The organism is Streptomyces morookaense, from assembly GCF_013030945.1.
Lineage (GTDB): Bacteria > Actinomycetota > Actinomycetes > Streptomycetales > Streptomycetaceae > Streptomyces > Streptomyces morookaensis.
Genome location: NZ_JABBXF010000018.1, coordinates 38,804 through 62,254, shown reverse-complemented (window position 1 = coordinate 62,254; position 23,451 = coordinate 38,804). Strand labels below are relative to the sequence as shown.

22 protein-coding genes are annotated in these 23,451 nt (G+C 71.7%); 14 read left to right on the top strand and 8 right to left on the bottom strand.

Annotated elements, in window-relative coordinates; translation table 11 throughout:
* Window positions 1-53 precede the first annotated feature (53 nt).
* Window positions 54-1,103 (bottom strand): adenylate/guanylate cyclase domain-containing protein, encoded by a 1,050-nt coding sequence (locus HG542_RS10165; protein ID WP_171079959.1) that lies wholly within the window; start codon window positions 1,101-1,103, stop codon window positions 54-56.
* 172 nt (window positions 1,104-1,275) lie between these two features.
* Window positions 1,276-2,124, bottom strand: a complete 849-nt coding sequence (locus HG542_RS10160) for a biotin--[acetyl-CoA-carboxylase] ligase (RefSeq protein ID WP_171079834.1) — start codon at window positions 2,122-2,124, stop codon at window positions 1,276-1,278.
* A 133-nt stretch (window positions 2,125-2,257) separates the two neighbouring features.
* On the opposite strand from HG542_RS10160, the gene HG542_RS10155 reads away from it, so the two are divergent.
* The 5 genes from HG542_RS10155 (at window position 2,258) to HG542_RS10140 (ending at window position 6,773) form a co-directional block, all read left to right on the top strand.
* Complete coding sequence (locus HG542_RS10155; RefSeq protein ID WP_171079833.1) at window positions 2,258-3,856, top strand: acyl-CoA carboxylase subunit beta; 1,599 nt, start codon at window positions 2,258-2,260, stop codon at window positions 3,854-3,856.
* A 28-nt stretch (window positions 3,857-3,884) separates the two neighbouring features.
* Window positions 3,885-4,094 (top strand): acyl-CoA carboxylase epsilon subunit, encoded by a 210-nt coding sequence (locus tag HG542_RS10150; RefSeq protein ID WP_171079831.1) that lies wholly within the window; start codon window positions 3,885-3,887, stop codon window positions 4,092-4,094.
* A gap of 248 nt (window positions 4,095-4,342) precedes the next feature.
* Window positions 4,343-4,471 (top strand): morphogenic membrane protein MmpB, encoded by a 129-nt coding sequence (mmpB, locus tag HG542_RS34900; RefSeq protein ID WP_255315868.1) that lies wholly within the window; start codon window positions 4,343-4,345, stop codon window positions 4,469-4,471.
* Between the two features lie 112 nt (window positions 4,472-4,583).
* Window positions 4,584-6,038, top strand: coding sequence for a peptidoglycan D,D-transpeptidase FtsI family protein (locus tag HG542_RS10145; RefSeq protein WP_171079830.1), 1,455 nt, complete (start codon window positions 4,584-4,586; stop codon window positions 6,036-6,038).
* Window positions 6,039-6,164: 126 nt separating this feature from the next.
* Window positions 6,165-6,773 carry a Maf family protein gene (locus HG542_RS10140; RefSeq protein ID WP_171079828.1) on the top strand — a complete coding sequence of 203 codons (609 nt, stop codon included), beginning with the start codon at window positions 6,165-6,167 and terminating at the stop codon, window positions 6,771-6,773.
* Window positions 6,774-6,799: 26 nt separating this feature from the next.
* Here the strand turns inward: HG542_RS10140 and HG542_RS10135 are convergent, their stop codons facing one another.
* The gene (locus HG542_RS10135) at window positions 6,800-7,303 is read right to left on the bottom strand and encodes a hypothetical protein (RefSeq protein WP_171079826.1); all 504 of its coding nucleotides are present in this window, start codon (window positions 7,301-7,303) and stop codon (window positions 6,800-6,802) included.
* A gap of 198 nt (window positions 7,304-7,501) precedes the next feature.
* Here HG542_RS10135 and HG542_RS10130 point away from each other — a divergent pair, with 198 nt between their 5' ends.
* From HG542_RS10130 to HG542_RS10120, 3 genes are all read left to right on the top strand, one after another.
* The gene (locus tag HG542_RS10130; RefSeq protein ID WP_227727111.1) at window positions 7,502-8,221 is read left to right on the top strand and encodes an IclR family transcriptional regulator; all 720 of its coding nucleotides are present in this window, start codon (window positions 7,502-7,504) and stop codon (window positions 8,219-8,221) included.
* 336 nt (window positions 8,222-8,557) lie between these two features.
* Window positions 8,558-10,315, top strand: a complete 1,758-nt coding sequence (locus tag HG542_RS10125; protein WP_171079822.1) for an acetyl/propionyl/methylcrotonyl-CoA carboxylase subunit alpha — start codon at window positions 8,558-8,560, stop codon at window positions 10,313-10,315.
* Between the two features lie 129 nt (window positions 10,316-10,444).
* Window positions 10,445-11,026, top strand: a complete 582-nt coding sequence (locus tag HG542_RS10120; protein ID WP_227727107.1) for a TetR/AcrR family transcriptional regulator — start codon at window positions 10,445-10,447, stop codon at window positions 11,024-11,026.
* A 33-nt stretch (window positions 11,027-11,059) separates the two neighbouring features.
* On the opposite strand, the gene HG542_RS10115 is transcribed toward HG542_RS10120, so the two are convergent.
* Window positions 11,060-12,022 carry a DeoR/GlpR family DNA-binding transcription regulator gene (locus HG542_RS10115; RefSeq protein WP_229922564.1) on the bottom strand — a complete coding sequence of 321 codons (963 nt, stop codon included), beginning with the start codon at window positions 12,020-12,022 and terminating at the stop codon, window positions 11,060-11,062.
* Between the two features lie 146 nt (window positions 12,023-12,168).
* Window positions 12,169-13,602 carry an NAD(P)H-quinone dehydrogenase gene (locus tag HG542_RS10110; RefSeq protein WP_171079819.1) on the bottom strand — a complete coding sequence of 478 codons (1,434 nt, stop codon included), beginning with the start codon at window positions 13,600-13,602 and terminating at the stop codon, window positions 12,169-12,171.
* A gap of 166 nt (window positions 13,603-13,768) precedes the next feature.
* Between HG542_RS10110 and HG542_RS10105 the strand changes: the two genes are divergently transcribed.
* The 3 genes from HG542_RS10105 to HG542_RS10095 all read left to right on the top strand — a co-directional run bounded on the left by HG542_RS10105 (window position 13,769) and on the right by HG542_RS10095 (window position 17,071).
* Window positions 13,769-14,206 (top strand): gamma-glutamylcyclotransferase family protein, encoded by a 438-nt coding sequence (locus HG542_RS10105; RefSeq protein ID WP_006347041.1) that lies wholly within the window; start codon window positions 13,769-13,771, stop codon window positions 14,204-14,206.
* Between the two features lie 108 nt (window positions 14,207-14,314).
* Window positions 14,315-15,130 carry a purine-nucleoside phosphorylase gene (locus tag HG542_RS10100; protein WP_171079817.1) on the top strand — a complete coding sequence of 272 codons (816 nt, stop codon included), beginning with the start codon at window positions 14,315-14,317 and terminating at the stop codon, window positions 15,128-15,130.
* A gap of 255 nt (window positions 15,131-15,385) precedes the next feature.
* Window positions 15,386-17,071, top strand: a complete 1,686-nt coding sequence (locus HG542_RS10095) for a phospho-sugar mutase (protein ID WP_171079816.1) — start codon at window positions 15,386-15,388, stop codon at window positions 17,069-17,071.
* A gap of 160 nt (window positions 17,072-17,231) precedes the next feature.
* On the opposite strand, the gene HG542_RS10090 is transcribed toward HG542_RS10095, so the two are convergent.
* The 3 genes from HG542_RS10090 to HG542_RS10080 all read right to left on the bottom strand — a co-directional run bounded on the left by HG542_RS10090 (window position 17,232) and on the right by HG542_RS10080 (window position 19,566).
* Complete coding sequence (locus tag HG542_RS10090; protein ID WP_171079814.1) at window positions 17,232-17,807, bottom strand: PH domain-containing protein; 576 nt, start codon at window positions 17,805-17,807, stop codon at window positions 17,232-17,234.
* Window positions 17,808-17,831: 24 nt separating this feature from the next.
* Window positions 17,832-18,566 carry a class F sortase gene (locus HG542_RS36345; RefSeq protein WP_171079812.1) on the bottom strand — a complete coding sequence of 245 codons (735 nt, stop codon included), beginning with the start codon at window positions 18,564-18,566 and terminating at the stop codon, window positions 17,832-17,834.
* A 70-nt stretch (window positions 18,567-18,636) separates the two neighbouring features.
* On the bottom strand, window positions 18,637-19,566 hold the full coding sequence (locus HG542_RS10080) for a hypothetical protein (protein ID WP_171079770.1): 930 nt from the start codon (window positions 19,564-19,566) through the stop codon (window positions 18,637-18,639).
* 522 nt (window positions 19,567-20,088) lie between these two features.
* Between HG542_RS10080 and deoC the strand changes: the two genes are divergently transcribed.
* Genes deoC through HG542_RS10065 form a run of 3 tightly spaced genes read left to right on the top strand, consistent with a single transcriptional unit; the run spans window position 20,089 to window position 23,403 of the window.
* The gene (gene deoC / locus HG542_RS10075; protein WP_306665299.1) at window positions 20,089-21,090 is read left to right on the top strand and encodes a deoxyribose-phosphate aldolase; all 1,002 of its coding nucleotides are present in this window, start codon (window positions 20,089-20,091) and stop codon (window positions 21,088-21,090) included.
* A gap of 2 nt (window positions 21,091-21,092) precedes the next feature.
* Entirely contained in the window at window positions 21,093-22,523 is a 1,431-nt protein-coding gene (locus tag HG542_RS10070; RefSeq protein ID WP_171079811.1) for an aldehyde dehydrogenase family protein, read from the top strand.
* Window positions 22,516-23,403 (top strand): aldehyde dehydrogenase family protein, encoded by an 888-nt coding sequence (locus tag HG542_RS10065; protein WP_171079810.1) that lies wholly within the window; start codon window positions 22,516-22,518, stop codon window positions 23,401-23,403. Before HG542_RS10070 ends, HG542_RS10065 begins: the two co-directional genes overlap by 8 nt.
* The last annotated feature ends 48 nt before the right edge of the window (window positions 23,404-23,451 follow it).

Below are 23,451 nucleotides of genomic sequence, written 5' to 3'. Positions count from 1 at the left end.
GACCACTTCGACTGCGGGCGCGTCGTGGCCGGTCGCGCAGTTCCCCGCGCCCCTTACGGGGCGCCCCTCCGGCCCAGGAGCCACGGTTCGACCACGCCCAGCCCCCGCACCGGCCGCTGCCACATCGGCTGCAGCGCGAAGCGGTGCTCCCCGGCGCCGTCGTCCTCGCCCGGCTTCGCCGCATCCCCGCTCCGCGCGAGCTCCTCCGCGAACGCCCCGTCGACGAGCACGGCGTCCTTCGGCGCTATCGACGTCAGCCGGCTCGCCAGGTTCACGGTCGTGCCGAAGACGTCGCCCATGCGCGTCGTCACCGTCCCGAAGGCCATGCCGACGCGCAGCTCCGGCATCGTCTCGTCGTTCGTGAGCGTCTCGATCAGCCGCAGGCCGATCTCCGCGGCCGTCCCGGCGTCGTCGGCCGCGTACAGCACCTCGTCGCCCAGCGTCTTGATGAGGCGGCCGCCGTGCGCGGCCACCAGGTCGGCCGCGGTGGTCTCGAAGGCCTCGACCAGCTCGCCGAGTTCCTCCTCCTCCAGCCGGCGGGTCAGCCGCGTGAAGCCGACGAGATCGGCGAAGCCGACGGCGAGCCGCCGGTCGACCATCTCCGCGTCGTCCTGCGCCTGGACGACGCGCCCGGTGGCGGCGGCCAGCTGCCGCCGCCAGACGTAGACGAGGAACTCCTCCAGCTCGGGGAGGAGCAGCTCGACGAGCGGATAGGTGATCTCCGTGCGGGTCATGCCCTCCTGAGGCTCGGTCAGGCCCTCCAGGAAGGAGTCGATCTGCCAGTCGGCGAGCCGGGCGGTGGTCTGCCCGGTGGAGCGGGCGACCTGGACGGCCATCGGCTCGCTGAGCAGCCCCGCCTCGACGAGACCGGCGAGCCGGCGCAGTGCCAGCACGTCCGCCTCGGTGAGCGCCTTGGCCTGGCCGATGTCGGCGAAGCCCATCGCGCGCCAGAAGCGGGAGGCCAGGTCCATGGAGACACCGGCGGCGCGGGCCGCCTGGAAGGGGGTGTAGCGGCGCTCGGCGCCGAGGATCAGCGCCTCCAGCCGGAGGGCGAGGGGGTCGCCGCTCTCCTCACCGTTCTCCTCGATCTCCCGAGGAGCGATCCCGCGCGCAGCACTGCCACCCGTCTCATCGGCGGTCACCGCCCGCCCCCTGTCCGATCCGTGCGCACTGCCCTGCCGATCGTGCTCGCCCAGTTTCCGGGGACAACGATACGGCAGGTGTGCCGTAGCTCACTTCACGGACCGCCGGGGCTCACCCTTCCGACCGCCCGGTCTACTCGGCGGGCCGCAGGTGCACGATGTCGCCGGCGCCCACCGGCTCCTGCACGCCCTCGGAGGTGGCCAGCACCAGCCGCCCGTCGCCGTCGACGGCGACGGCCTCGCCGACCAGGGCGCGCCCGCCGGGGAGTTCGGCCCGCACGGTGCGGCCGAGGGTGGCGCAGCCGGCGGCGTACGTGTCCTGCAGCCCGCACGCGGCGGGGTCGCCGTCCGCGGCGCGCCACTGCCCGTACCAGTCCTCGACCGAGCGCAGCACGGCGCGCAGCAGCGGGTCCCGGTCGAGGACCTGCGCCCCGGCCAGCGCGAGCGACCCGGCGCCGGGCACCGGCAGCTCGTCGGCGCGCAGCGTGACGTTGAGCCCGATGCCGACGACGACGCTGTCCCCGGCCCGCTCGGCGAGGATGCCGCCCGTTTTGCGCTCGGTGCCGTCGACCGTGACGAGAAGGTCGTTGGGCCATTTCAGGGCCGTGTCGACGCCGGCCGCGCGGGAGAGCGCGGTGGCGGTGGCGACGCCGGCGAGCAGCGGCAGCCAGCCCCAGCGGGCAACCGGCACGGCGGGGCCGGGGGTGAGCAGGACGGAGAAGAACAAGCCGGAGCGTGCGGGCGCGGTCCAGGTGCGGTCGAGCCGGCCGCGGCCCGCCGACTGCTCCTCGGCGACGAGCACGGCGCCCTCGGTGCCACCGGAGGCGACGAGGTCGGTGTTGGTGGATCCCGTCCGCTGGACCACGTCCAGAGAGGTCCACAGTCCGCCGGGGCGGACCAGCGCGCGCCGCAGGGCGGCGGCGTTCAGCGGGGGGCGGTCCAGGTCGGACCAGCGGCTGCCGGGGGCGTCGGGGGGCGTCATACGGGCCACTTTAGGAGGAGAACGGTGTGGCCAACGCCGCACTGTCAGCGTGCATCCGCGCGGATACGCTACGAACCGGTAGCACCGGTAGCACCCGCCATGACCCCTCTGGACGAGCAGGAGCCGCAGCCCGATGTCCGAGCCAGACACCCAGGGAACCGACATCCACACCACCGCGGGGAAGCTCGCGGACCTGCAGCGCCGGATCGAGGAGGCGACACACGCCGGCTCCGCGCAGGCGGTCGAAAAGCAGCACGCCAAGGGCAAGTTGACGGCACGCGAGCGGATCGCCCTGCTGCTGGACGAGGGTTCGTTCGTGGAGCTGGACGAGCTCGCCCGGCACCGCTCGACCAGCTTCGGCATCGACGCCAACCGCCCGTACGGGGACGGGGTGGTCACCGGCTACGGCACGGTCGACGGCCGCACCGTCTGTGTGTACTCGCAGGACTTCACGGTCTTCGGCGGATCGCTGGGCGAGGTCTACGGCGAGAAGATCGTCAAGGTGATGGACTTCGCCCTCAAGACCGGCTGCCCCATCATCGGCATCAACGACGGCGGAGGCGCCCGCATTCAGGAGGGCGTCGTGGCGCTCGGCCTGTTTGCGGAGATCTTCCGGCGAAACGTCCACGGCTCCGGAGTCATCCCCCAGATCTCCCTGATCGTCGGCCCGTGCGCGGGCGGTGCGGTCTACTCGCCCGCGATCACGGACTTCACGGTGATGGTGGACAAGACCTCGCACATGTTCATCACCGGCCCGGACGTCATCAAGACCGTCACCGGCGAGGACGTCGGCTTCGACGAACTGGGCGGCGCCCGGACGCACAACACCACGTCCGGCGTGGCGCATCACATGGCGGGCGACGAGAAGGACGCCATCGACTTCGTCAAGGCGCTGCTGTCCTACCTGCCGTCCAACAACCTCTCCGAGCCGCCCGCCTTCCCGGAGGAGGCGGACCTGGAGGTCTCGGACGCCGACCGGGAGCTGGACACGGTCATCCCGGACTCGGCGAACCAGCCCTACGACATGCACACCGTCATCGAACACGTCCTGGACGACGGCGAGTTCCTGGAGACGCAGGCGCTCTTCGCGCCCAACATCGTCACCGGGTTCGGGCGTGTGGAGGGCCACCCGGTGGGCGTGGTCGCCAACCAGCCGCTGCAGTTCGCCGGCTGCCTGGACATCAACGCGAGCGAGAAGGCGGCGCGCTTCGTGCGCACCTGCGACGCCTTCAACGTCCCGGTGCTGACGTTCGTGGACGTCCCGGGCTTCCTCCCGGGCACGGACCAGGAGTACAACGGCATCATCCGCCGCGGCGCCAAGCTCATCTACGCCTACGCGGAGGCCACGGTCCCGCTGATCACCGTCATCACCCGCAAGGCGTTCGGGGGCGCGTACGACGTGATGGGCTCCAAGCACCTGGGCGCGGACCTCAACTTCGCCTGGCCCACCGCCCAGATCGCCGTGATGGGCGCCCAGGGCGCGGTCAACATCCTGCACCGCCGCTCGCTGGCGGCGGTCGCGTCGCCGGAGGAACAGGAGGAGCTGCGCGCCCGGCTGGTCACGGAGTACGAGGACGCCCTGCTGAACCCGTACGCGGCGGCCGAACGCGGCTATGTCGACGCGGTGATCATGCCGTCGGACACCCGCCGGCACATCGTGCGCGGACTGCGCACCCTGCGGGACAAGCGGGAGGCGCTGCCGCCCAAGAAGCACGGCAACATTCCGCTGTGAACACCGACGCTGTGGAAGGGACGCTGCAGTGATCAAGGTCGTACGGGGCAACCCGACCCCCGAGGAGCTGGCCGCCGCTCTGGCGGTGGTCCAGGCGCGCGCGGCTGCCCGGGCGGCAGCCGCGCCCGATGCGGGCCGGCTGCGCCCGGAGTGGTCCAGCCCGGAGCGCCGGACGACGGCACTCCGGGCGCCGCGGCCCGGGCCACGGGCCTGGCGCACGTCGTACTGGCCGGCCTAGGAGGCCTGTCCGCTGCGCCCCGGAGGGGCGCTGGGGGCACCTCCCAGCGGTAGCTGGGGGAGGAACTGCGCGACCAGCCCCCACCGGCCCGCAGCCGACGCACTACCCAGGGGCCCGGGGCGCAGCCCCGGGGACGTCGACTACGGGCGCGTCGTGGTTGCTCGCGCAGTTCCCCGCGCCCCTGACGGGGCGCCGCCTGAGTACCCGTACTCAGGCGCTGCGCACGGCCGGACCGGAGCATGGGGAACATGCTCTGGTCCGACCCGCCCGACGACTCCCCCGACGATCTCCGTGAGGCGCAGCGGATGCTGCGCCGTGCCGGGGTGGTGCTGGCGGTCGGCATGGTGGTGCTGTTCGTCGTCCTGGGCCTGCCGTGACCCTGGTCTCCTGCGTCACAGGCACACCACAGGTTTGCCCCACCAGGAACTACATTCACCCGATTCGCGTCAGTCCCAGTGATATGCCGCGAACCGGGGAGTCCGTCACACCATGAACAAGCCTGTCCGCCATATAGCGATCTTCAGCGGCGTGCTGGTGCTCGCGCTGCTGGTCCGTGCCACCTGGGTGCAGTTCGTCCGCAGCAACGAGCTCGCCAACAACGAACACAACCGGCGCGTCGCCATGGCGAACTTCGCGCAGCCGCGCGGCAACATCATCGTCGGCGGGCAGCCGATCACCGGATCCTCCGAGACCGGGACCGACCTCAAGTACAAGCGCACGTTCACGGACGGCAAGATGTACGCCCCGGTCACCGGCTTCTTCTCGCAGGGCTATGGCAGCACCCAGCTGGAGAACCTCAACAACAAGCTGCTCAACGGCAGTGACGACCGCCTCTTCCTGCAGCGCACGAGCAACCTGCTCACCGGGAAGAAGAACCAGGGCGGCGACGTCGTCACGACGATCGACCCCAAGGCCCAGAAGGCGGCCTACGAGGGGCTCGGCGACAAGAAGGGCGCCGTCGTCGCCCTCGACCCGCGCACCGGCAAGATCCTCGCACTCGCCTCCACGCCCTCGTACGACCCGTCGGTCTTCGCGGGCAACTCGGCCAAGGACAAGGCCGCTTGGGAGGAACTGGAGAAGGACAAGGACAAGCCGACCCTCAACCGGGCCCTGAAGGAGGTCTACCCGCCCGGCTCGACCTTCAAGATCGTGACGGCGACGGCGGCCCTGGAGAACGGCCTCCACACGGACATCAACGCGAGCACCGACTCGCCGGACCCGTGGACCATGCCCGGCACCCGCACGGTCCTGCCCAACCAGAACCCCACCGCGCCCTGCAAGAACGCCAGCCTCGACGTGGCCATGCAGCACTCCTGCAACAACGTCTACGGCAAGGCGAGTTCGGACCTCGGCAAGGACAAGATGCGGCAGACCGCCGAGAAGTTCGGCTTCAACAACCCCAAGGTCGACACCCCCGTCCGGGCCGCGAAGAGCACCTTCCCGGACAACATCAACTCCTCGCAGACCGCGCTCGCCGGCATCGGCCAGGGCAGCCTGACCGCCACCCCTCTGCAGGTCGCCATGATGACGGCCGCGATCGCCAACGACGGCAAGCTGATGAAGCCGTACATGGTCGAGGAACTGCGCAGCCCGGACCTGTCGACGATCGAGAAGCACAAGCCGGAGGAGCTGTCCCGGGCGGCCTCGCCCGAGGTCGCGAAGAAGGTCCAGCAGATGATGGAGGACACCGCCACCAAGGGCACCGGCAAGGCCGCCCTCATCGACGGCGTCACCGTGGGCGGCAAGACCGGCACCGCCGAGCGCGGCGCGAAGCAGAAGAACCTCGCCTGGTTCATCTCCTACGCCAAGACCGCCGAGGGCTCGCCCGTCGCCGTCGCGGTGATGATCGACCCCGACGACAGCGTCCCGGACGACCAGATCTCCGGCGGCAAACTGGCGGGCCCGATCGCGAAGAAGGTGATGGAGGCGGTCCTGGCCAGGTAAGTGCCCCGCCATCGCGCCCCGTAAGGGGCGCTGGGGGCACCTCTGGGGGTCCCCCAGCGGTAGCTGGGGGAGGAACTGCGCGAGCAACCACGAACGGCCCGCACCGGACCACATAGGCTGAGCGGCATGACCGAAACCCCCGCACGCCGCCTCGTCCTCGCCTCCGCGTCCCCGGCGCGCCTGGGCCTGCTGCGCCAAGCAGGCCTCGCCCCGGAGGTGATCGTCAGCGGAGTCGACGAGGACGCCCTGGACGCCCCCACCCCCGCCGAGCTGGCGCTCGTGCTGGCAGAGGCCAAGGCCGCGGCCGTGGCCGCACGGCCGGAGGCCGCCGGAGCCCTGGTGGTCGGCTGCGACTCGGTGCTGGAGCTGGACGGCCAGGCCCTCGGCAAGCCCGCCGACGCCGAGGAGGCGACAGCCCGCTGGAAGTCGATGCGCGGCCGCTCCGGCGAGCTGCGGACCGGCCACTGCGTCATCGACACGGCCACCGGCCGCCGCGCCTCGGCCACGGCCTCGACCACGGTCCGCTTCGGCGAGCCGGACGACGCGGAGATCGCCGCCTACGTGGCCTCCGGCGAGCCGCTCCACGTCGCGGGGGCCTTCACCCTCGACGGGCGCTCGGCGCCGTTCATCGAGGGCATCGACGGGGACCCGGGCAATGTGATCGGCCTGTCCCTTCCCCTGCTGCGCCGGCTGCTCGCCGAGCTGGGGGTCCCGATCACCGACCTGTGGGTCTGAGGGCCTGAGCCCCCGACACCGTCCCGTCAGAGCGGGAGTTCCTGGGTCACGCGGTTGAGCTGGCCCAGCTGGTTGAGCTGGTCGAGCTTGCCGAGCTGGTTGACGGCGCCGGGGTAGATGCTGGTCTCGGGCTGGCCCGGCTCCTGGAGCCGGCTCGGCGGCGGCGCCGTGACGGGACCGGCATGCGAACTCGGCTGCATCCGGTCGCCGGCCGGCCTGCCCGGGGCCGCCTTCCCGGCGGGCGCGGCCTTGCCCATGGGGGCACCACCCTTCCCCGCCGGCGCCTGCGCGGCGGGCGCGCCCTTCGCGGCCGGCGTCTGCCGGTCCGCCGGTGCGGTCTGCCCGGCCTTCGCCGTCTTCCCGCCCGTCGCCGCCGGCTGGGCAGCCGGCTTCGCCGCGGACTGGGCATCCGGCATGCTCCTCGGCGGCGGCGCCGGCGTGGGCGCGGACGGCGCGGCGGATGCGGGGACGGAGGTCACGGAGAGAGCTGCGCCGGCGAGAGCGGCGGCTGCGGCAATGCGCTTGATCATGACTTCATCAACGATGTCATGGCATTTCGGTCACCCTCCCCTGCGCCACCCGAGGCCCGCATCGCCCAACACCCGTCGCCCGTAAGGGCGGTGCCGCACCGCGCGCGAATTCCGCACACCCGCCCGGGACTTCGCCCGCGCATCCGCACATCTGCCGATGTGCGACGCTGGAAAGGCCCCCACCCCGAAAGGATCACCGTGCCGCAGTCCGTGGACCGCGCCCTGGACGTCCTGGACGCCGTCGCCGCCTCCGCGGACCCGGTGCCCGCCAAGGCCCTCGCCCGCCGGCTGGGCTGCGGACTGTCCACGGTGTACGAACTGCTCGGCACCCTCACCGCGCGCGGGCACCTGGTCCGTACACCCGCGGGCTACGCGCTCGGCTACCGCGTGCCCGCCCTGCACCACGCGTTCCAGCGGCAGATGCAGGTGAGCGACGAGGTGCAGGAGCTGCTCGTGCGGATGCGCAAGACCGTCGGGACGGACACCTACTTCAGCGCCTACCGGGACGGCGACATCGCCGTCCTCGCCGGCACCGCCACCGCCCACCCCGCCACCGGCGGCTTCTCCGTGGGCCACGACGCCGTCCCGCACGCCACGGCCCACGGCAAGGTCCTGCTGGCCGCGCTGCCCCGGGCCGCCCGGCTGCGCCGGCTCACGGCCTCGGGGATGCCCGCCGTCACACCGCGGACGATCACCTCCCCGGAGCTGCTGGACGTCCAGTTGCGCCGGGTGCGGCGGGAGGGACTCGCGGTGGAGATCGAGGAGTGCGCGGCCGGGGTGGCCTGTGTGGCCGTGCCGGTGCCCGGGGCGCTGCGGGCCGTCTCGGCGGCACTGCCCGTGGAGGAGTTCCGCCGGCACGGACGCCGGGTCACGGAGGCCCTGCGCCATGTCGCGGCGGAAGCGGCCAAGTTGGCCTGAGGATCACCCCCGCCGCCGCGGCCGGCCCGGATAACCGCGCCTACCCGTGGGTAAGCAAGAAACCAGAGGGCTCCTTGGGCGCAAACTTTGCTTCACCCGTTCGTAGGGACTCCACAAACAAACGACCCCCTGACCGCCACGCGATCATGGAGATGCAGACCACACCGGCACGCCGCCTCAGCCGCCCGAACCCGGCGTACGGTGGAGGTTCTGGGGGCTTCGGTCCGCACACGGCTCCCGTCTCACGCTCCGTGTGGGCAAGCTCACCCCGGAAGTCGGGTCGGCACAGAGTGTCGCCAGTACCTAAACTCACCTTGTTTCAAGGAGGGAGCCATCGTGCGCAAGGTGCTCATCGCCAACCGTGGCGAAATCGCTGTCCGCGTCGCTCGTGCATGCCGGGACGCCGGAATCGGGAGTGTGGCCGTCTACGCCGACCCCGACCGTGACGCGCTGCATGTCCGTGCGGCCGACGAGGCGTACGCGCTGGGCGGTGACACCCCGGCGACGAGCTACCTGGACATGGCCAAGGTCCTGGCCGCGGCCGCCGAGTCCGGTGCCGACGCCGTCCACCCCGGATACGGGTTCCTGTCCGAGAACGCGGAGTTCGCCCAGGCCGTTCTCGACGCCGGGCTGACCTGGATCGGACCGCCGCCCCACGCGATCCGCGACCTGGGCGACAAGGTGGCGGCCCGTCATATCGCCCAGCGCGCCGGCGCCCCGCTGGTGGCCGGCACCTCCGACCCCGTCTCCGGGGCGGACGAGGTCGTGGCCTTCGCCGAGGAGCACGGCCTGCCGATCGCCATCAAGGCCGCCTTCGGCGGCGGCGGTCGCGGCCTGAAGGTCGCCCGCACTCTCGAAGAGGTCCCCGAGCTCTACGACTCCGCCGTGCGCGAGGCCGTGGCCGCCTTCGGCCGCGGCGAGTGCTTCGTCGAGCGCTACCTCGACCGCCCCCGGCACGTCGAGACCCAGTGCCTGGCCGACAAGCACGGCAACGTGGTCGTCGTCTCCACCCGTGACTGCTCGCTGCAGCGCCGCCACCAGAAGCTGGTGGAGGAGGCCCCGGCCCCGTTCCTGACGGACGAGCAGAACGCCGAGCTGTACCGCGCGTCCAAGGCGATCCTCAAGGAGGCCGGCTACGAGGGCGCGGGCACCTGCGAGTTCCTCGTCGGCCAGGACGGCACCATCTCCTTCCTCGAGGTCAACACCCGCCTCCAGGTCGAGCACCCGGTGACCGAGGAGGTCACCGGCATCGACCTGGTGCGCGAGATGTTCCGCATCGCCGACGGCGAGGAACTCGGCTACGACGACCCGGCGGTCCGCGGCCACTCCTTCGAGTTCCGCATCAACGGCGAGGACCCCGGCCGCAACTTCCTGCCCGCCCCGGGCACCGTCACCAAGTTCGCCCCGCCGACCGGCCCCGGCGTGCGGCTGGACGCGGGCGTGGAGTCCGGCTCGGTCATCGGCCCGGCCTGGGACTCCCTGCTGGCCAAGCTGATCATCACCGGCGCCACGCGTGAGCAGGCCCTGCAGCGCGCGGCCCGTGCGCTGGCCGAGTTCCAGGTGGAGGGCATGGCCACGGCCATCCCGTTCCACCAGGCCGCGGTCACCGACCCCGCCTTCACCTCCGACCCGTTCCGCGTCCACACCCGCTGGATCGAGACGGAGTTCGACAACACCATCAAGCCCTTCGCCGGCGGCGCCGCCGCCGAGGAGGACGAGGAGCAGGCCGGCCGCGAGACCGTGGTCGTGGAGGTCGGCGGCAAGCGCCTGGAGGTCTCCCTCCCGGCCTCCCTGGGCATGACCATCGCCCGCACCGCCGCGGCCGGGGGCGCCAAGCCGAAGCGCCGCGCGGCCCGGAAGTCCTCCTCCGCCGCCTCGGGCGACTCCCTCGCCTCGCCGATGCAGGGCACGATCGTCAAGGTCGCGGTCGAGGAGGGCCAGGAGGTCAACGAGGGCGATCTGATCGTCGTCCTCGAAGCGATGAAGATGGAGCAACCGCTCAACGCCCACAAGTCCGGCACGGTCAAGGGCATCACCGCCGAGGTCGGCGGCTCGGTCTCCTCCGGCGCCGTCATCTGCGAGATCAAGGACTGACGCGGCTCCGCCGCGACAACCGCCCCGAGGGCCCCGGCCGGTAGTCGGCCGGGGCCCTCGGGGTTCTTGTACGCCTGGCATCCTTGGCAGGCGGGGACCACGGGGCACCGAGCGGGAGGACGGACGGAGATGACGGCCGAGACGGCCCAGACGTCACCACGACCCATGCGCGCGGACGCGCGGCGCAACTACGAGCGGCTGCTCGCCGAGGCCCGTACGGCCTTCACGGAGCACGGCACGGACGCCTCCCTCGAGGACATCGCCCGCCGCGCGGGTGTGGGCATCGGCACCCTCTACCGGCACTTCCCCAACCGCACGGCCCTGATGAGCGCCGTCTTCCAGGGCGAGCTGGACGGCCTGCTGGCGCGCTCCCGCGAGCTGCTGGCCTCCCCCGAGCCCTGCCGGGCCCTGGTGGCCTGGCTGCGGGCCATCGTGACGCACGCCAGCACCTACCGGGGCCTGTCCCGGGCCCTGATGGCCGCACAGAGCGACAAGGCCTCCGCCCTGTCCCGCTGCAGCCTTCCCCTGCGGGACGCGGGCAGCATGCTGCTGGCGCGGGCCCAGCAGGCCGGAGCGGTGCGCGGCGGCGTGGACATCGCCGACCTGATGCAGCTGACCAACGCCATTTCGCTGGCCGTCGAACAGTCCCCGGACGACCCCGAGTTGGCCGACCGGCTGCTGATGCTGACACTCACGGGCCTGCGCCCGTAGCGCGAAGCGCTCAGGCCCCCGCAACCCGGCCCACTATCTCCTGCGGAGGTCCGCCACCCGTGCCGTCGGCGGCTGGTCGAGGGAGACCGCGCTGCGCAGCTGCGCCCCGGGCGGGCCGCCCTGCCCCGGGGCCTCCGGCCGGCCGGGGCCCAGCGGGAGGCTGCGCCGCTGGCCCGGCAGCGGCGGCACGTCCCGGCGGCGGGCCGGTACGGGCTCGCCGGGCACCCCCGCCGCCGGGCCCGACCCCGCGCCGGGCCCGGCGACCGAGATGTGCACGCCCTGGTCTGCGAGCGCCTGGAGCTCGGTGGCGGCACGGTCGTCGTGGGCGGGCGGCTCGTCGGTGACCAGCCGGGTGATGACGTCGGTCGGCACCGTCTGGAACATCGTGTCGGTGCCGAGCTTGGTGTGGTCGGCGAGCACGACCACCTCGGCCGCGGCCTGCACCAGCGCCCGGTCCACGCTCGCGGAGAGCATGTTGGACGTGGACAGCCCGCGCTCGGCGGTGAGACCGCTCCCGGACAGGAAGGCTCTGCTCACGCGCAGCCCCTGCAGGGACTGCTCGGCTCCGCTGCCCACGAGGGCGTAGTTGGAGCCGCGCAGGGTGCCGCCGGTCATGACGACCTCGACCCGGTTGGCGTGGGCCAGGGCCTGGGCGACGAGCAGGGAGTTGGTGACCACGGTGAGCCCCGGCACCCGGGCGAGCCGGCGGGCCAGCTCCTGGGTGGTGGTGCCGGCGCCGACGACGACGGCCTCGCCCTCCTCGACGAAGCTCGCCGCCAGATCGGCGATGGCCGTCTTCTCGGCGGTCGCTAGATGGGATTTCTGCGGGAAGCCGGACTCCCTGGTGAATCCGCCCGGCAGCACCGCACCGCCGTGCCGGCGGTCGAGCAGTCCTTCGGCCTCCAGAGCCCGCACGTCCCGCCGTACGGTCACTTCGGAGGTCTGGACGACGCGGGCGAGCTCCCGGAGCGAAACCGCTCCGTTGGCCCGCACCATTTCGAGGATCAATTGACGACGTTCTGCAGCGAACACGAAACCGACAGTAACGCCAACGACCATCTGTTTTCAGCAGGTTGCAGCAATTAACGGAAGTTCTCCGCACTGCAACCCGAGAAGTGGTATGGGCCATCACAGGGCCCGGGTCACGCCTCCCGCTGCGTCTTCCGCGTGTGCAGCTGCCGTGCCACCTCGGCGATCGAGCCGGAGAGCGACGGGTAGACGGTGAAGGCGCTGGCGATCTGTTCCACGGTCAGGTTGTTGTCCACCGCGATCGAGATCGGGTGGATCAGCTCGCTGGCCCGCGGGGACACCACGACACCGCCCACCACGATGCCCGTGCCGGGGCGGCAGAACATCTTCACAAAACCGTCCCGAATACCCTGCATCTTCGCTCGCGGATTGCGCAGCAACGGAAGTTTGACGACACGGGCGTCAATCAGTCCGTTGTCGACGTCGGCCTGGGTGTACCCGACCGTCGCAATCTCCGGATCCGTAAATACGTTCGCAGATACCGTCTTGAGATTGAGCGGGGCCACCGCGTCGCCCAGGAAGTGGTACATCGCGATGCGGCCCTGCATGGCCGCCACGGACGCCAGCGCGAAGACCCCGGTGCAGTCGCCGGCCGCGTAGACACCGGGTGCACTGGTCCGCGAGACCTTGTCCGTCCAGATGTGTCCGGACTCCAGGAGCCGGACCCCGGCCTCCTCCAGTCCGATCCCGGCAGTATTCGGGATCGACCCGACGGCCATCAGACAGTGCGTCCCGGTGATGACCCGGCCGTCGGCCAGGGTGACCTCCACCCGGTCCCCCACACGCTTGGCCGAGGCGGCGCGCGAGCGCGCCATCACGTTCATCCCGCGCCGCCGGAAGACGTCCTCCAGCACGGCGGCCGCGTCCGGGTCCTCGCCCGGCAGCACCCGGTCGCGCGACGACACCAGCGTCACCTTCGAGCCCAGCGCCTGGTAGGCGCCCGCGAACTCGGCACCCGTGACACCCGAACCGACCACGATGAGCTCCTCCGGGAGCTCCTCCAGGTCGTACACCTGCGTCCAGTTCAGGATCCGCTCGCCGTCCGGCAGCGCGTCCGGGATCTCCCGCGGGTGGGCACCCGTCGCGATCAGCACCGCGTCCGCGACCAGGCTCTCCTCGGTGCCGTCCGCGGCCCGCACCACGACCGTGCGCGACCCGTCGGGCGCCCGGTCCGGCTCCAGCCGCCCGCGCCCCCGCATCACCCGGCCGCCGGCCCGCGTGACCGACGCCGTGATGTCGTGCGACTGCGCCAGCGCGAGCCGCTTCACACGGCGGTTGACCTTGCCCAGGTCGACGCCGACGACCGTGCCGTCCTCGCCGTCGTCGACGGTGATCCCCAGCTCCTCGTACGAGGAGTCGAAGTTGGTCTTCACCTCGGCCGTCGCGATGAGAGTCTTCGAGGGCACGCAGTCGGTGAGCACCGACGCCCCGCCCAGACCGTCGCAGTCGACGACGGTCACCTCCGCGCCGAGCTGAGCGGCGACGAGCGCCGCCTCGTAGCCGCCGGGTCCGCCACCGATGATCACGATCCGAGTCACGTACTCCATTGTCCCGCACCCATTCGAAGTGACTCCTTCCGGGGCCCGGTTACCGGGCCGCAGCCCGTGTCCGCGCGAGGATCCGTGCGAGGTTCGGCAGAAAATTCCGCACGAACCTCCCTTCGAGACTGCCACCCCAAATGCCGTCCCGCCTCACTCCCGTACCCTCGGAACCATGTCGCTCTACGCCGCGTACGCCGGCAACCTCGATGCGCGGCTGATGACCCGCCGCGCCCCGCACTCGCCGCTGCGCGGCACGGGCTGGCTCAACGGCTGGCGGCTGACGTTCGGCGGGGAACAGATGGGCTGGGAGGGCGCCCTCGCCACCATCGTCGAGGCCCCCCGCTCGCAGGTCTTCGTCGCCCTCTACGACATCGCTCCGATGGACGAGGACTCGATGGACCGTTGGGAGGGTGTCGGACTCGACATCTACCGCCGGATGCGGGTGCGGGTGCACACGCTGGACGGCGAGGAGCCGGCGTGGGTCTACGTGCTCAACGGCTACGAGGGCGGGCTGCCGTCCGCCCGCTACCTGGGGGAGCTCGCGGACGCCGCCGAGTCGGCCGGGGCCCCGCACGACTACGTGATGGAGCTGCGCAAGCGGCCCTGCTGAGCGCACGAGCCGTGGCGCAGGCCTCGTCGCAAGGCACAAAGCAACAATTGGAACTCCGTAAGCGGCGACATCTACGCGCGTAGGCAGAGAACGGTTACCCTCGTCCGCGTGAACGCATCAGTTACCCCCCAGACCGACCCGTACGCCGCGGCCGACGCCGCCGCCGCCCGCCTGCGCGAGCTCACGGGCGCCGAGACCCACGACGTCGCCCTGGTCATGGGCTCCGGATGGGTTCCCGCCACCGAGGCCCTCGGCACCCCCGAGGCCGAGTTCGCCGTCACCGAGCTCCCCGGCTTCTCCGCCGCCGCCGTCGCCGGTCACGCGGGCACCGTGCGCTCGTACAAGGTCAACGACAAGCGCGCGCTCGTCTTTCTCGGCCGCACGCACTACTACGAGGGCCGCGGCGTCGCCTCCGTCGTCCACGGCGTCCGTACCTCCGTCGCCGCCGGCTGCAAGACCGTCGTCCTCACCAACGGCTGCGGCGGCCTCCGCGAGGGCATGCGCCCGGGTCAGCCGGTGCTGATCAGCGACCACATCAACCTCACGGCGACCTCGCCGATCGTCGGCGCCAACTTCGTCGACCTCACCGACCTCTACTCTCCCCGCCTCCGCACGCTGTGCAAGGAGATCGACCCCTCCCTCGAAGAGGGCGTCTACGTCCAGTTCCCCGGCCCGCACTACGAGACCCCGGCCGAGATCAAGATGATCCGCACCCTGGGCGCGGACCTGGTCGGCATGTCCACCACCCTCGAGGCGATCGCCGCCCGCGAGGCCGGCGCCGAGGTCCTGGGCATCTCCCTCGTGACGAACCTCGCCGCGGGCATGACCGGCGAGCCCCTCAACCACGAAGAGGTCCTGCAGGCCGGCCGTGACTCGGCCGTCCAGATGGGCGAGCTCCTCGCGAAGGTTCTCCCCCGTCTCTGAGGCCTGCCGCCTTCCGGCTTCCGGGGCGTGTCCCACCATGGGTGTGGGTCACGCCCCGCTCACGTGAGGGGTGCGGGGCGCGACGGGCCCTGGAGAGGGGCGTAAAGGACTATTTGTGGCTGGTGCCGGGCACCCCCAAGGATGCGCCGAGGCCACAAATAGTTCAGCCCCCGGAAGGGCCCGTCGCGCCCCGCACCCCGCCCCACCACACCGCACCGCAACCCCGTATCGCCCCGCAACCTCCGGAGGAACCCCGTGCAGCGAGACCTCATCGCCCAGGCCAGGACGTGGCTCGCCGAGGACCCCGACCCCGAGACCCGTGACGAGCTCGCCAAGCTCATCGACGGCGAGGACCTCACCGAGCTCGGTGCCCGTTTCGCCGGCACCCTCCAGTTCGGCACCGCCGGCCTCCGCGGCGAACTCGGCGCCGGCCCCATGCGCATGAACCGCTCCGTCGTCATCCGCGCCGCCGCCGGCCTCGCCGCGTACCTCAAGAAGCAGGGCCACGCGAACGGCACCGTCGTCGTCGGCTACGACGCCCGCTACAAGAGCGCCGACTTCGCCCGCGACACCGCCGCCGTCATGGTCGGCGCCGGCCTCAAGGCCGTGATCATGCCGCGCCCGCTCCCCACCCCCGTCCTCGCCTTCGCGATCCGCCACCTCGGCGCCGTCGCCGGCGTCGAGGTCACCGCCAGCCACAACCCGCCCCGGGACAACGGCTACAAGGTCTACCTCGGCGACGGCTCCCAGATCGTGCCCCCGGCCGACGCCGGCATCGCCGCCGAGATCGCGGCGGTCGCGAGCCTGAACGATGTGCCGCGCCCGGACGCCGGCTGGGAGACGCTCCGCGAGGAGGACATCCTCGGCGCCTACCTGGAGCGCACCGACGCCGTCCTCACCGGCGGATCCCCGCGTGACGTCCGCGTCGTCTACACGCCCATGCACGGCGTCGGCCGCGACGTGCTGACCGCCGCCTTCGCCCGGGCCGGCTTCCCCGCCCCGACCGTCGTCGCCGAGCAGGCCGAACCGGACCCGGACTTCCCGACCGTCGCCTTCCCGAACCCCGAGGAGCCGGGCGCGATGGACCTGGCCTTCGCCACCGCCCGCGAGGCGGCGGCCCGCGGCGAGGCCCCGGACATCATCATCGCCAACGACCCCGACGCGGACCGCTGCGCGGTGGCCGTGCCGGCGGACGACACCGTCGAGGGCTGGCGCATGCTGCGCGGCGACGAGGTGGGCGCGCTGCTGGCCGAGCACCTGGTGCACAAGAACGCGGCCGGGACGTTCGCGACGACGATCGTCTCGTCGTCGCTGCTCTCGCGCATCGCCGCCGCGAGCGCCGGCACGCCCTACGAGGAGACCCTGACGGGCTTCAAGTGGCTCGCCCGGGTGGACGGTCTGCGCTACGCGTACGAGGAGGCGCTGGGCTACTGCGTCGACCCGGAGGGCGTGCGCGACAAGGACGGCATCACGGCCGCGCTGCTGGTCGCCGAGCTGACCGCCGAGCTGAAGGAGCACGGCCGGACGCTGAGCGACCTGCTGGACGACCTCGCGGTCGAGCACGGGCTGCACGCCACCGACCAGCTGTCGGTGCGGGTCGAGGACCTGTCGGTCATCGCCTCGGCGATGCGGCGTCTGCGGGAGCAGCCGCCGGCGGTGCTGGCCGGGCTGCACGTGGTGTCGGCCGAGGACCTGAGCAAGGGCACGGAGTCGCTGCCGCCGACGGACGGCCTGCGGTACCACCTGGCCGGTGACGAGGCCGGGCTGGTCTCGGGCGCCCGGGTGATCGTGCGGCCGAGCGGCACGGAGCCGAAGCTGAAGTGCTACCTGGAGGCCGTGGTGCCGGTGGCGGACGCCGCTGCGCTGGCCGGGGCGCGGGTGCGCGGGGCCGAGGTGCTGGCCGCGATCAAGACGGACCTGGCGCGGGCCGCCGGGATCTGAGCCTGTCGGGGGTGGCCGGGGGCGGGGCGGGGGCGGGACGGGTCCTTCCGGGGACTGAACTTTTTGCGACGGTCCGTTACACGCGGGGATGCCCCGCACCATCGCCGCAAAAAGCTTTCACGTCCCTCTCCAGGACCCGTCCCGCCCCCGCCCCACCCCCTCACGTCACGGAAAGGATCACGAAGGCCAGCAGCCCCACGGCTGACGGCACGACGATTTCGTACGCCCAGCGCACCGCAGGGGCACCGCCCCGGTCGGCGAACCTCTCCGCGAGCTCGCGCAGGTCGTCGATGGCCTGGTCGGAAGGCGCCTTGCCGGGCGTCTCCGTCGGCAGGGGGAGCCCCTCCGCGGCACCGCGGGCCGCGCGGCGGCCGGCCCGCTTCCGCTGCCGCAGCGAGACGGGGATCGCCCAGAGCTGGTACTTCTTCCCGGCGGCGAGCACCTCGCTCGAGTACCCGGCACGGATGTGCTCCACGGTCCCCCAGGGCAGGGTGATCGTGCGGAACGGATTCCGCACCAGCAGCCGCTCCTCGCCTGCCCACACCGCCGGGCGCAGGGTGAACGCGACGACCAGCGGCACCACGCACAGCAGCGCGGCGAGCGCGAGCCACGGCGTCCGTCCCGTGCCGCGCAGCAGCGCGTCGCCACCGAGCCAGGCGGCCAGGGCCAGCAGCAGGACGCCACCGGCGATACCGGCGGGCGAGCGGTAGCTCCGGTCCTTCGGGGTACTCGTCATGGCGCCGATTCTGCCTGAGGCCTTTTACGAGCGCGGGCCCGCGGTCAGGTCGGCGTAGACGACGATGTTGTCGGGCCGGTGCCCGTCGCGCAGCGCACCGCCACAGGTGATCAGGCGGAGCTCGGGACGGTCGGTGTTCCCGTAGACCTTGGTGGTCGGAAACTTCTTCTTGTCCACCTGTTCCAGTTCGCGTACGCGGAAGGTGGCAGTGGACCCGTCGGCACGGTCGACAACGACCGGGTCCCCGATCTTGATCTTCTCGACGTCCTTGAGGACTGCGGGCCCCTCCACGGTGTCGAAGTGCCCGATGAGCACGGCGGGCCCGGTCTCACCGGGAGTAACACCCTTGTCGTACCACCCGATGCGCCCGGCCTGAGCGACGGACGGCACCTGAACGGTTCCGTCGTCGGCGAGCCCAAGATCGAGGATGGGCGAGGCATCCACGGAGGCGGCGGGTATCCGCACCCGGACGGGCCTGGAAGCCGCCATCGGGGCAACGCTGTTGGTGGGCCGGGGCGCGGCAGTGGCGACAACTTCGGCACCGGCCTCGGGGACATGAGCATGGGTACTGCTGCAAGCGACCGCCCCGCCTCCCACCACAACAAGGGCGAGCAGTGCAGCGGCACGGGCAGAGGGGCGGATCACGAGAGTAACTCCTGGCGGGCGCACAAGGGTTGAGTGACGTGAGGGGGTGGGGCGGGGGCGGGACGGGTCCTGGAGAGGGACGTAAAAACTTTTTGCGGCGATGGTGCGGGGCATCCCCGCGTGTAACGGACCGTCGCAAAAAGTTCAGTCCCCGGAAGGACCCGTCCCGCCCCCGCCCCACGGATCAGCCGCGGACGCCGACGGCGCGCCGCCGCAGCACGGTGAACGCGATACCGGCAGCACTCACGGCGGCAAACCCACCGATGGCCGCGACGAGCGCCGTGTCGTTCCCCTCACGCACCCCTTCGGCACCGGCGGCAACGCCGCCCTCGGGGATGGCCTTGGTCTGGGCGGCGGCATCGGCAGCCGGCAGAGCCGCCGTGCCGGCGGTCTGTGCATGAGCGCCACCCCGGGCAGCCGAAGTACCCGTGGAGCCGCCGCCGTTGGCGCCCTCGGCGACCTTCGGGAACGGATACGCCTTGCCGTCGACCTTCAGCACGGGGGTGGGACCGTCCGCGCCCTCCAGGCTGAGGTGCAGACCCCCCACCGTGTCGGTGCGGTTCTCGCGGTTGAGCACGGCGGCCACGCGGACGATGTACGGGTCACCGGGCTTCCAGCCCGGGCCGACCTCGCGGATCCACGCCTCGGGGCCGCCGTCGTTCGGGTCGCGCCGCAGCACGGCGACCAGGCCCTTGGCGATGGACACGGGCGTCCCCTCGAAGCGGCCCGGGTCGGAGATGTGCGGGTCCGCATCCTTGCGGTAGGGCTTGGACGGGTGGTCCACGATCCACGAGGACTCCACGGTGCCGTCCGGGTGCAGTGCGACGCGCATGCCGCCCCAGTAGGCGACATCGGTCTCGTCCGAGCTCGACATGATCAGCACGGCATGGCCGTTCTCGACAACCTCGCCCCGGAATTGGTGCGGGTTGTCCTTGCCGACCGCCATTCGGTGACCGTCGACGAGGGTGTACGTGACCGGCCCGTCCCCCTTGTGGCTCTGCGGCTGCCGGTCCTTCCCCTCTGAGGTCCGGCTGTCGTCACCCTTGCCCTCCGCCTTCGGCTGCTCCGCAGGCCGGGCCGACCGGTCCTGCTTGGGGCCGCCCTCGGCCGGCACCGCAGGGGTACCGGCCTCAACTGCCTTGGCAGCAGGGGAAGCAGGGGCGGTAGACGCGGCAGGCGCAGCCGGGGAAGCCGCAGGCGCCACAGGCGCACCCGGCACCGCAGGCGCGTCGGCGAACGCGGCAGCGGCAGGGGCGAGAACCGCGCTCGCCAGCGCGGCAGACGTAACAACAGCGCGCAGTACGGAACGGCGGCGCGGGGACAGAGCAGACATGCAGGACTCCTGGCGGAACTGGGCCTGGACAGACCTAGGAAGGAAAGAGATAGGGATTTCGCATGCCGCTTCCCTCGGATCGGTGGAGACCGGAGAGGTCAGACGGTGTCGCTGAGAAGAACTCTATGGATCACCTGTGATCAAACTTTCCACTCTTTGTCACGGAACATCGACAGGAAATGGAAGATGCCCCGCCACTTCCATATGAAGTCGATCAAATCCGGGCATTCGCCCGACAGAAAAGGGCCACCCGCCCGAGGGGGTGACACGCGCTACGCGCGTAGATATGCTCATCCGGTGACCATGCACCCTCCCCCAAAGTTCTCCTCATCCGGCAACGAAGCCGCGGAGCGACTGGCGTCGATGGCGGACGTGACCGCCTCCGACGGTGCGCTGCGCCGCTTCCTGCACGGCCTGCCGGGCGTCGACCCGGTCGGGCTGGAAGCCCGCGCCGCAGCGCTCGGGACCCGCTCGATCAAGACGACGGCGAAGGCGTACGCCATCGACCTGGCGATCTCCATGATCGATCTGACGACCCTGGAGGGCGCGGACACCCCGGGCAAGGTCCGGGCGCTGTGCGCCAAGGCCCTCCTTCCGGACCCGACCGACCGCGATACGCCCCGTACCGCGGCGGTCTGCGTCTACCCCGACATGGTGGCCACGGCCGCCGCGGCCGTGGCGGGCACGGACGTCAAGGTCGCGTCCGTCGCCACCGCGTTCCCGGCCGGCCGCGCCGCGCTGCCGGTGAAGCTGGCCGACACGGCCGACGCCGTCGCCGCGGGCGCGGACGAGATCGACATGGTGATCGACCGGGGCGCCTTCCTCGCCGGCCGCTACCTGTCGGTCTTCGAGGAGATCAAGGCCGTCAAGGAGACCTGCCGTCGCCCCGACGGAACGGCCGCCCGGCTGAAGGTGATCTTCGAGACCGGCGAGCTGTCGACGTACGACAACATCCGCCGCGCCTCCTGGCTCGGCATGCTGGCGGGCGCCGACTTCATCAAGACCTCCACCGGCAAGGTCGCGGTGAACGCCACCCCGGCGAACACCCTGCTGATGCTGGAGGCCGTGCGCGACTTCCGCGCCGCCACGGGCGTCCAGGTCGGCGTGAAGCCGGCCGGCGGCATCCGCACGACCAAGGACGCGCTGAAGTTCCTCGTCCTCGTCAACGAGACCGTGGGCGAGGAGTGGCTGTCGAACCACTGGTTCCGCTTCGGCGCCTCCAGCCTCCTCAACGACCTGCTGATGCAGCGGCAGAAGCTGAGCACCGGGCGCTACTCCGGTCCCGACTACGTGACGGTGGACTGACCATGGCTTTCGAATACGCACCGGCGCCCGAGTCGCGCGCGGTCGTCGACATCGCCCCGTCCTACGGGCTGTTCGTCGACGGCGAGTTCCGCGAGGCCTCGGACGGCAAGGTCTTCAAGACCCTGAGCCCCTCGACCGAGGAGGTGCTCTCCGAGGTCGCGCAGGCGTCGGCCGAGGACGTGGACGCGGCCGTCAAGGCCGCCCGCAAGGCCTTCGAGAAGTGGTCCGCGCTGCCGGGCTCGGAGCGCGCGAAGTACCTGTTCCGCATCGCGCGGATCATCCAGGAGCGCAGCCGCGAGCTCGCCGTCCTCGAAACCCTCGACAACGGCAAGCCGATCAAGGAGACGCGCGACGCCGATCTCCCCCTCGTCGCCGCGCACTTCTTCTACTACGCGGGCTGGGCCGACAAGCTGGACCACGCCGGCTTCGGGCCGGACCCGAAGCCCCTGGGCGTGGCCGGCCAGGTCATCCCGTGGAACTTCCCGCTGCTGATGCTGGCGTGGAAGATCGCCCCGGCGCTGGCCGCCGGCAACACCGTGGTGCTCAAGCCCGCCGAGACGACGCCGCTCTCGGCGCTGTTCTTCGCGGACATCTGCCGCCAGGCGGGCCTGCCCAAGGGCGTCGTCAACATCCTGACGGGCGACGGTGCGACGGGCGCCGCGCTCGTCGCGCACGAGGGCATCGACAAGGTCGCCTTCACCGGCTCCACGGCCGTCGGCAAGGAGATCGCCCGTACCGTCGCCGGTACGGACAAGAAGCTCACCCTCGAACTGGGCGGCAAGGGCGCCAACATCGTCTTCGACGACGCCCCGATCGACCAGGCCGTCGAGGGGATCGTCAACGGGATCTTCTTCAACCAGGGCCAGGTCTGCTGCGCGGGCTCGCGTCTGATCGTCCAGGAGTCGATCCAGGACGAGCTGCTGGACGCGCTCAAGCGGCGCATGTCCACGCTGCGTGTCGGCGACCCGCTCGACAAGAACACCGACGTCGGTGCGATCAACTCGGCCGAGCAGCTGGCCCGCATCAAGGCGCTGGCCGACAGCGGCGAGGCCGAGGGTGCCGAGCGCTGGGCCCCGGCCTGCGAACTGCCCACGTCCGGCTACTGGTTCGCGCCGACGCTGTTCACGAACGTCACCCAGGCGCACCGGATCGCCCGCGAGGAGATCTTCGGCCCGGTGCTGTCCGTGCTGACCTTCCGCACCCCGGCCGAGGCCGTCGCCAAGGCGAACAACTCGCAGTACGGCCTGTCCGCGGGCATCTGGACGGAGAAGGGTTCGCGGATGCTCGCCGTGGCGGGCAAGCTGCGTGCGGGCGTCGTCTGGGCCAACACGTTCAACAAGTTCGACCCGACCTCGCCGTTCGGCGGCTTCAAGGAGTCGGGCTTCGGCCGCGAGGGCGGCCGCCACGGTCTGGAGGCGTACCTCGATGTCTGATGCACGGCTGAGCGTTCTCAAGACCTACAAGCTGTTCGTCGGGGGCAAGTTCCCCCGGTCCGAGAGCGGGCGGGTGTACGAGGTGACCGACTCGAAGGGCAAGTGGCTCGCCAACGCGCCGCTCTCGTCCCGCAAGGACGCGCGGGACGCGGTCGTCGCGGCCCGCAAGGCGACGGGCGGCTGGGCGGGTGCCACCGCCTACAACCGCGGCCAGATCCTCTACCGCATCGCCGAGATGCTGGAGGGCCGCCGGGACCAGTTCATCGGTGAAGTGGCCGATGCCGAGGGCCTGTCGAAGTCGAAGGCCGCCGCCCAGGTGGACGCGGCGATCGACCGCTGGGTCTGGTACGCGGGCTGGACGGACAAGATCGCCCAGGTCGTGGGCGGCACGAACCCGGTGGCGGGGCCGTTCTTCAACGTCTCCTCGCCGGAGCCGACCGGTGTCGTGGCCGTGGTGGCCCCGCAGGAGTCGTCGTTCCTCGGGCTGGTGTCGGTGATCGCCCCGGTGATCGCCGGCGGCAACGCCGTGATCGTGATCGCCTCGGAGGCGTCGCCGCTGCCGGCGCTGTCGCTGGGCGAGGTGCTGGCCACCTCGGACCTGCCGGGCGGTGTCGTCAACATCCTGTCGGGCAGGGCCGCGGAGATCGCTCCGTCGCTCGCCGCGCACCAGGACGTCAACGCGATCGACCTGGCCGGTGCGGACGCCGAGCTGGCGAAGGCGCTGGAGATCGCCGCGGCGGACAACCTCAAGCGCGTGCTCCGTCCACAGCCTGTGGACTGGTCCGCGGCTCCGGGCACGGACCGCCTGACGGCGTTCCTGGAGACCAAGACCGTCTGGCACCCGACCGGTTCGCTGGGCGCGGGCGGCTCGTCCTACTGACGTCCCCGCACATGCGTGATGGCGGCTCCCCGGACAGGGGAGCCGCCA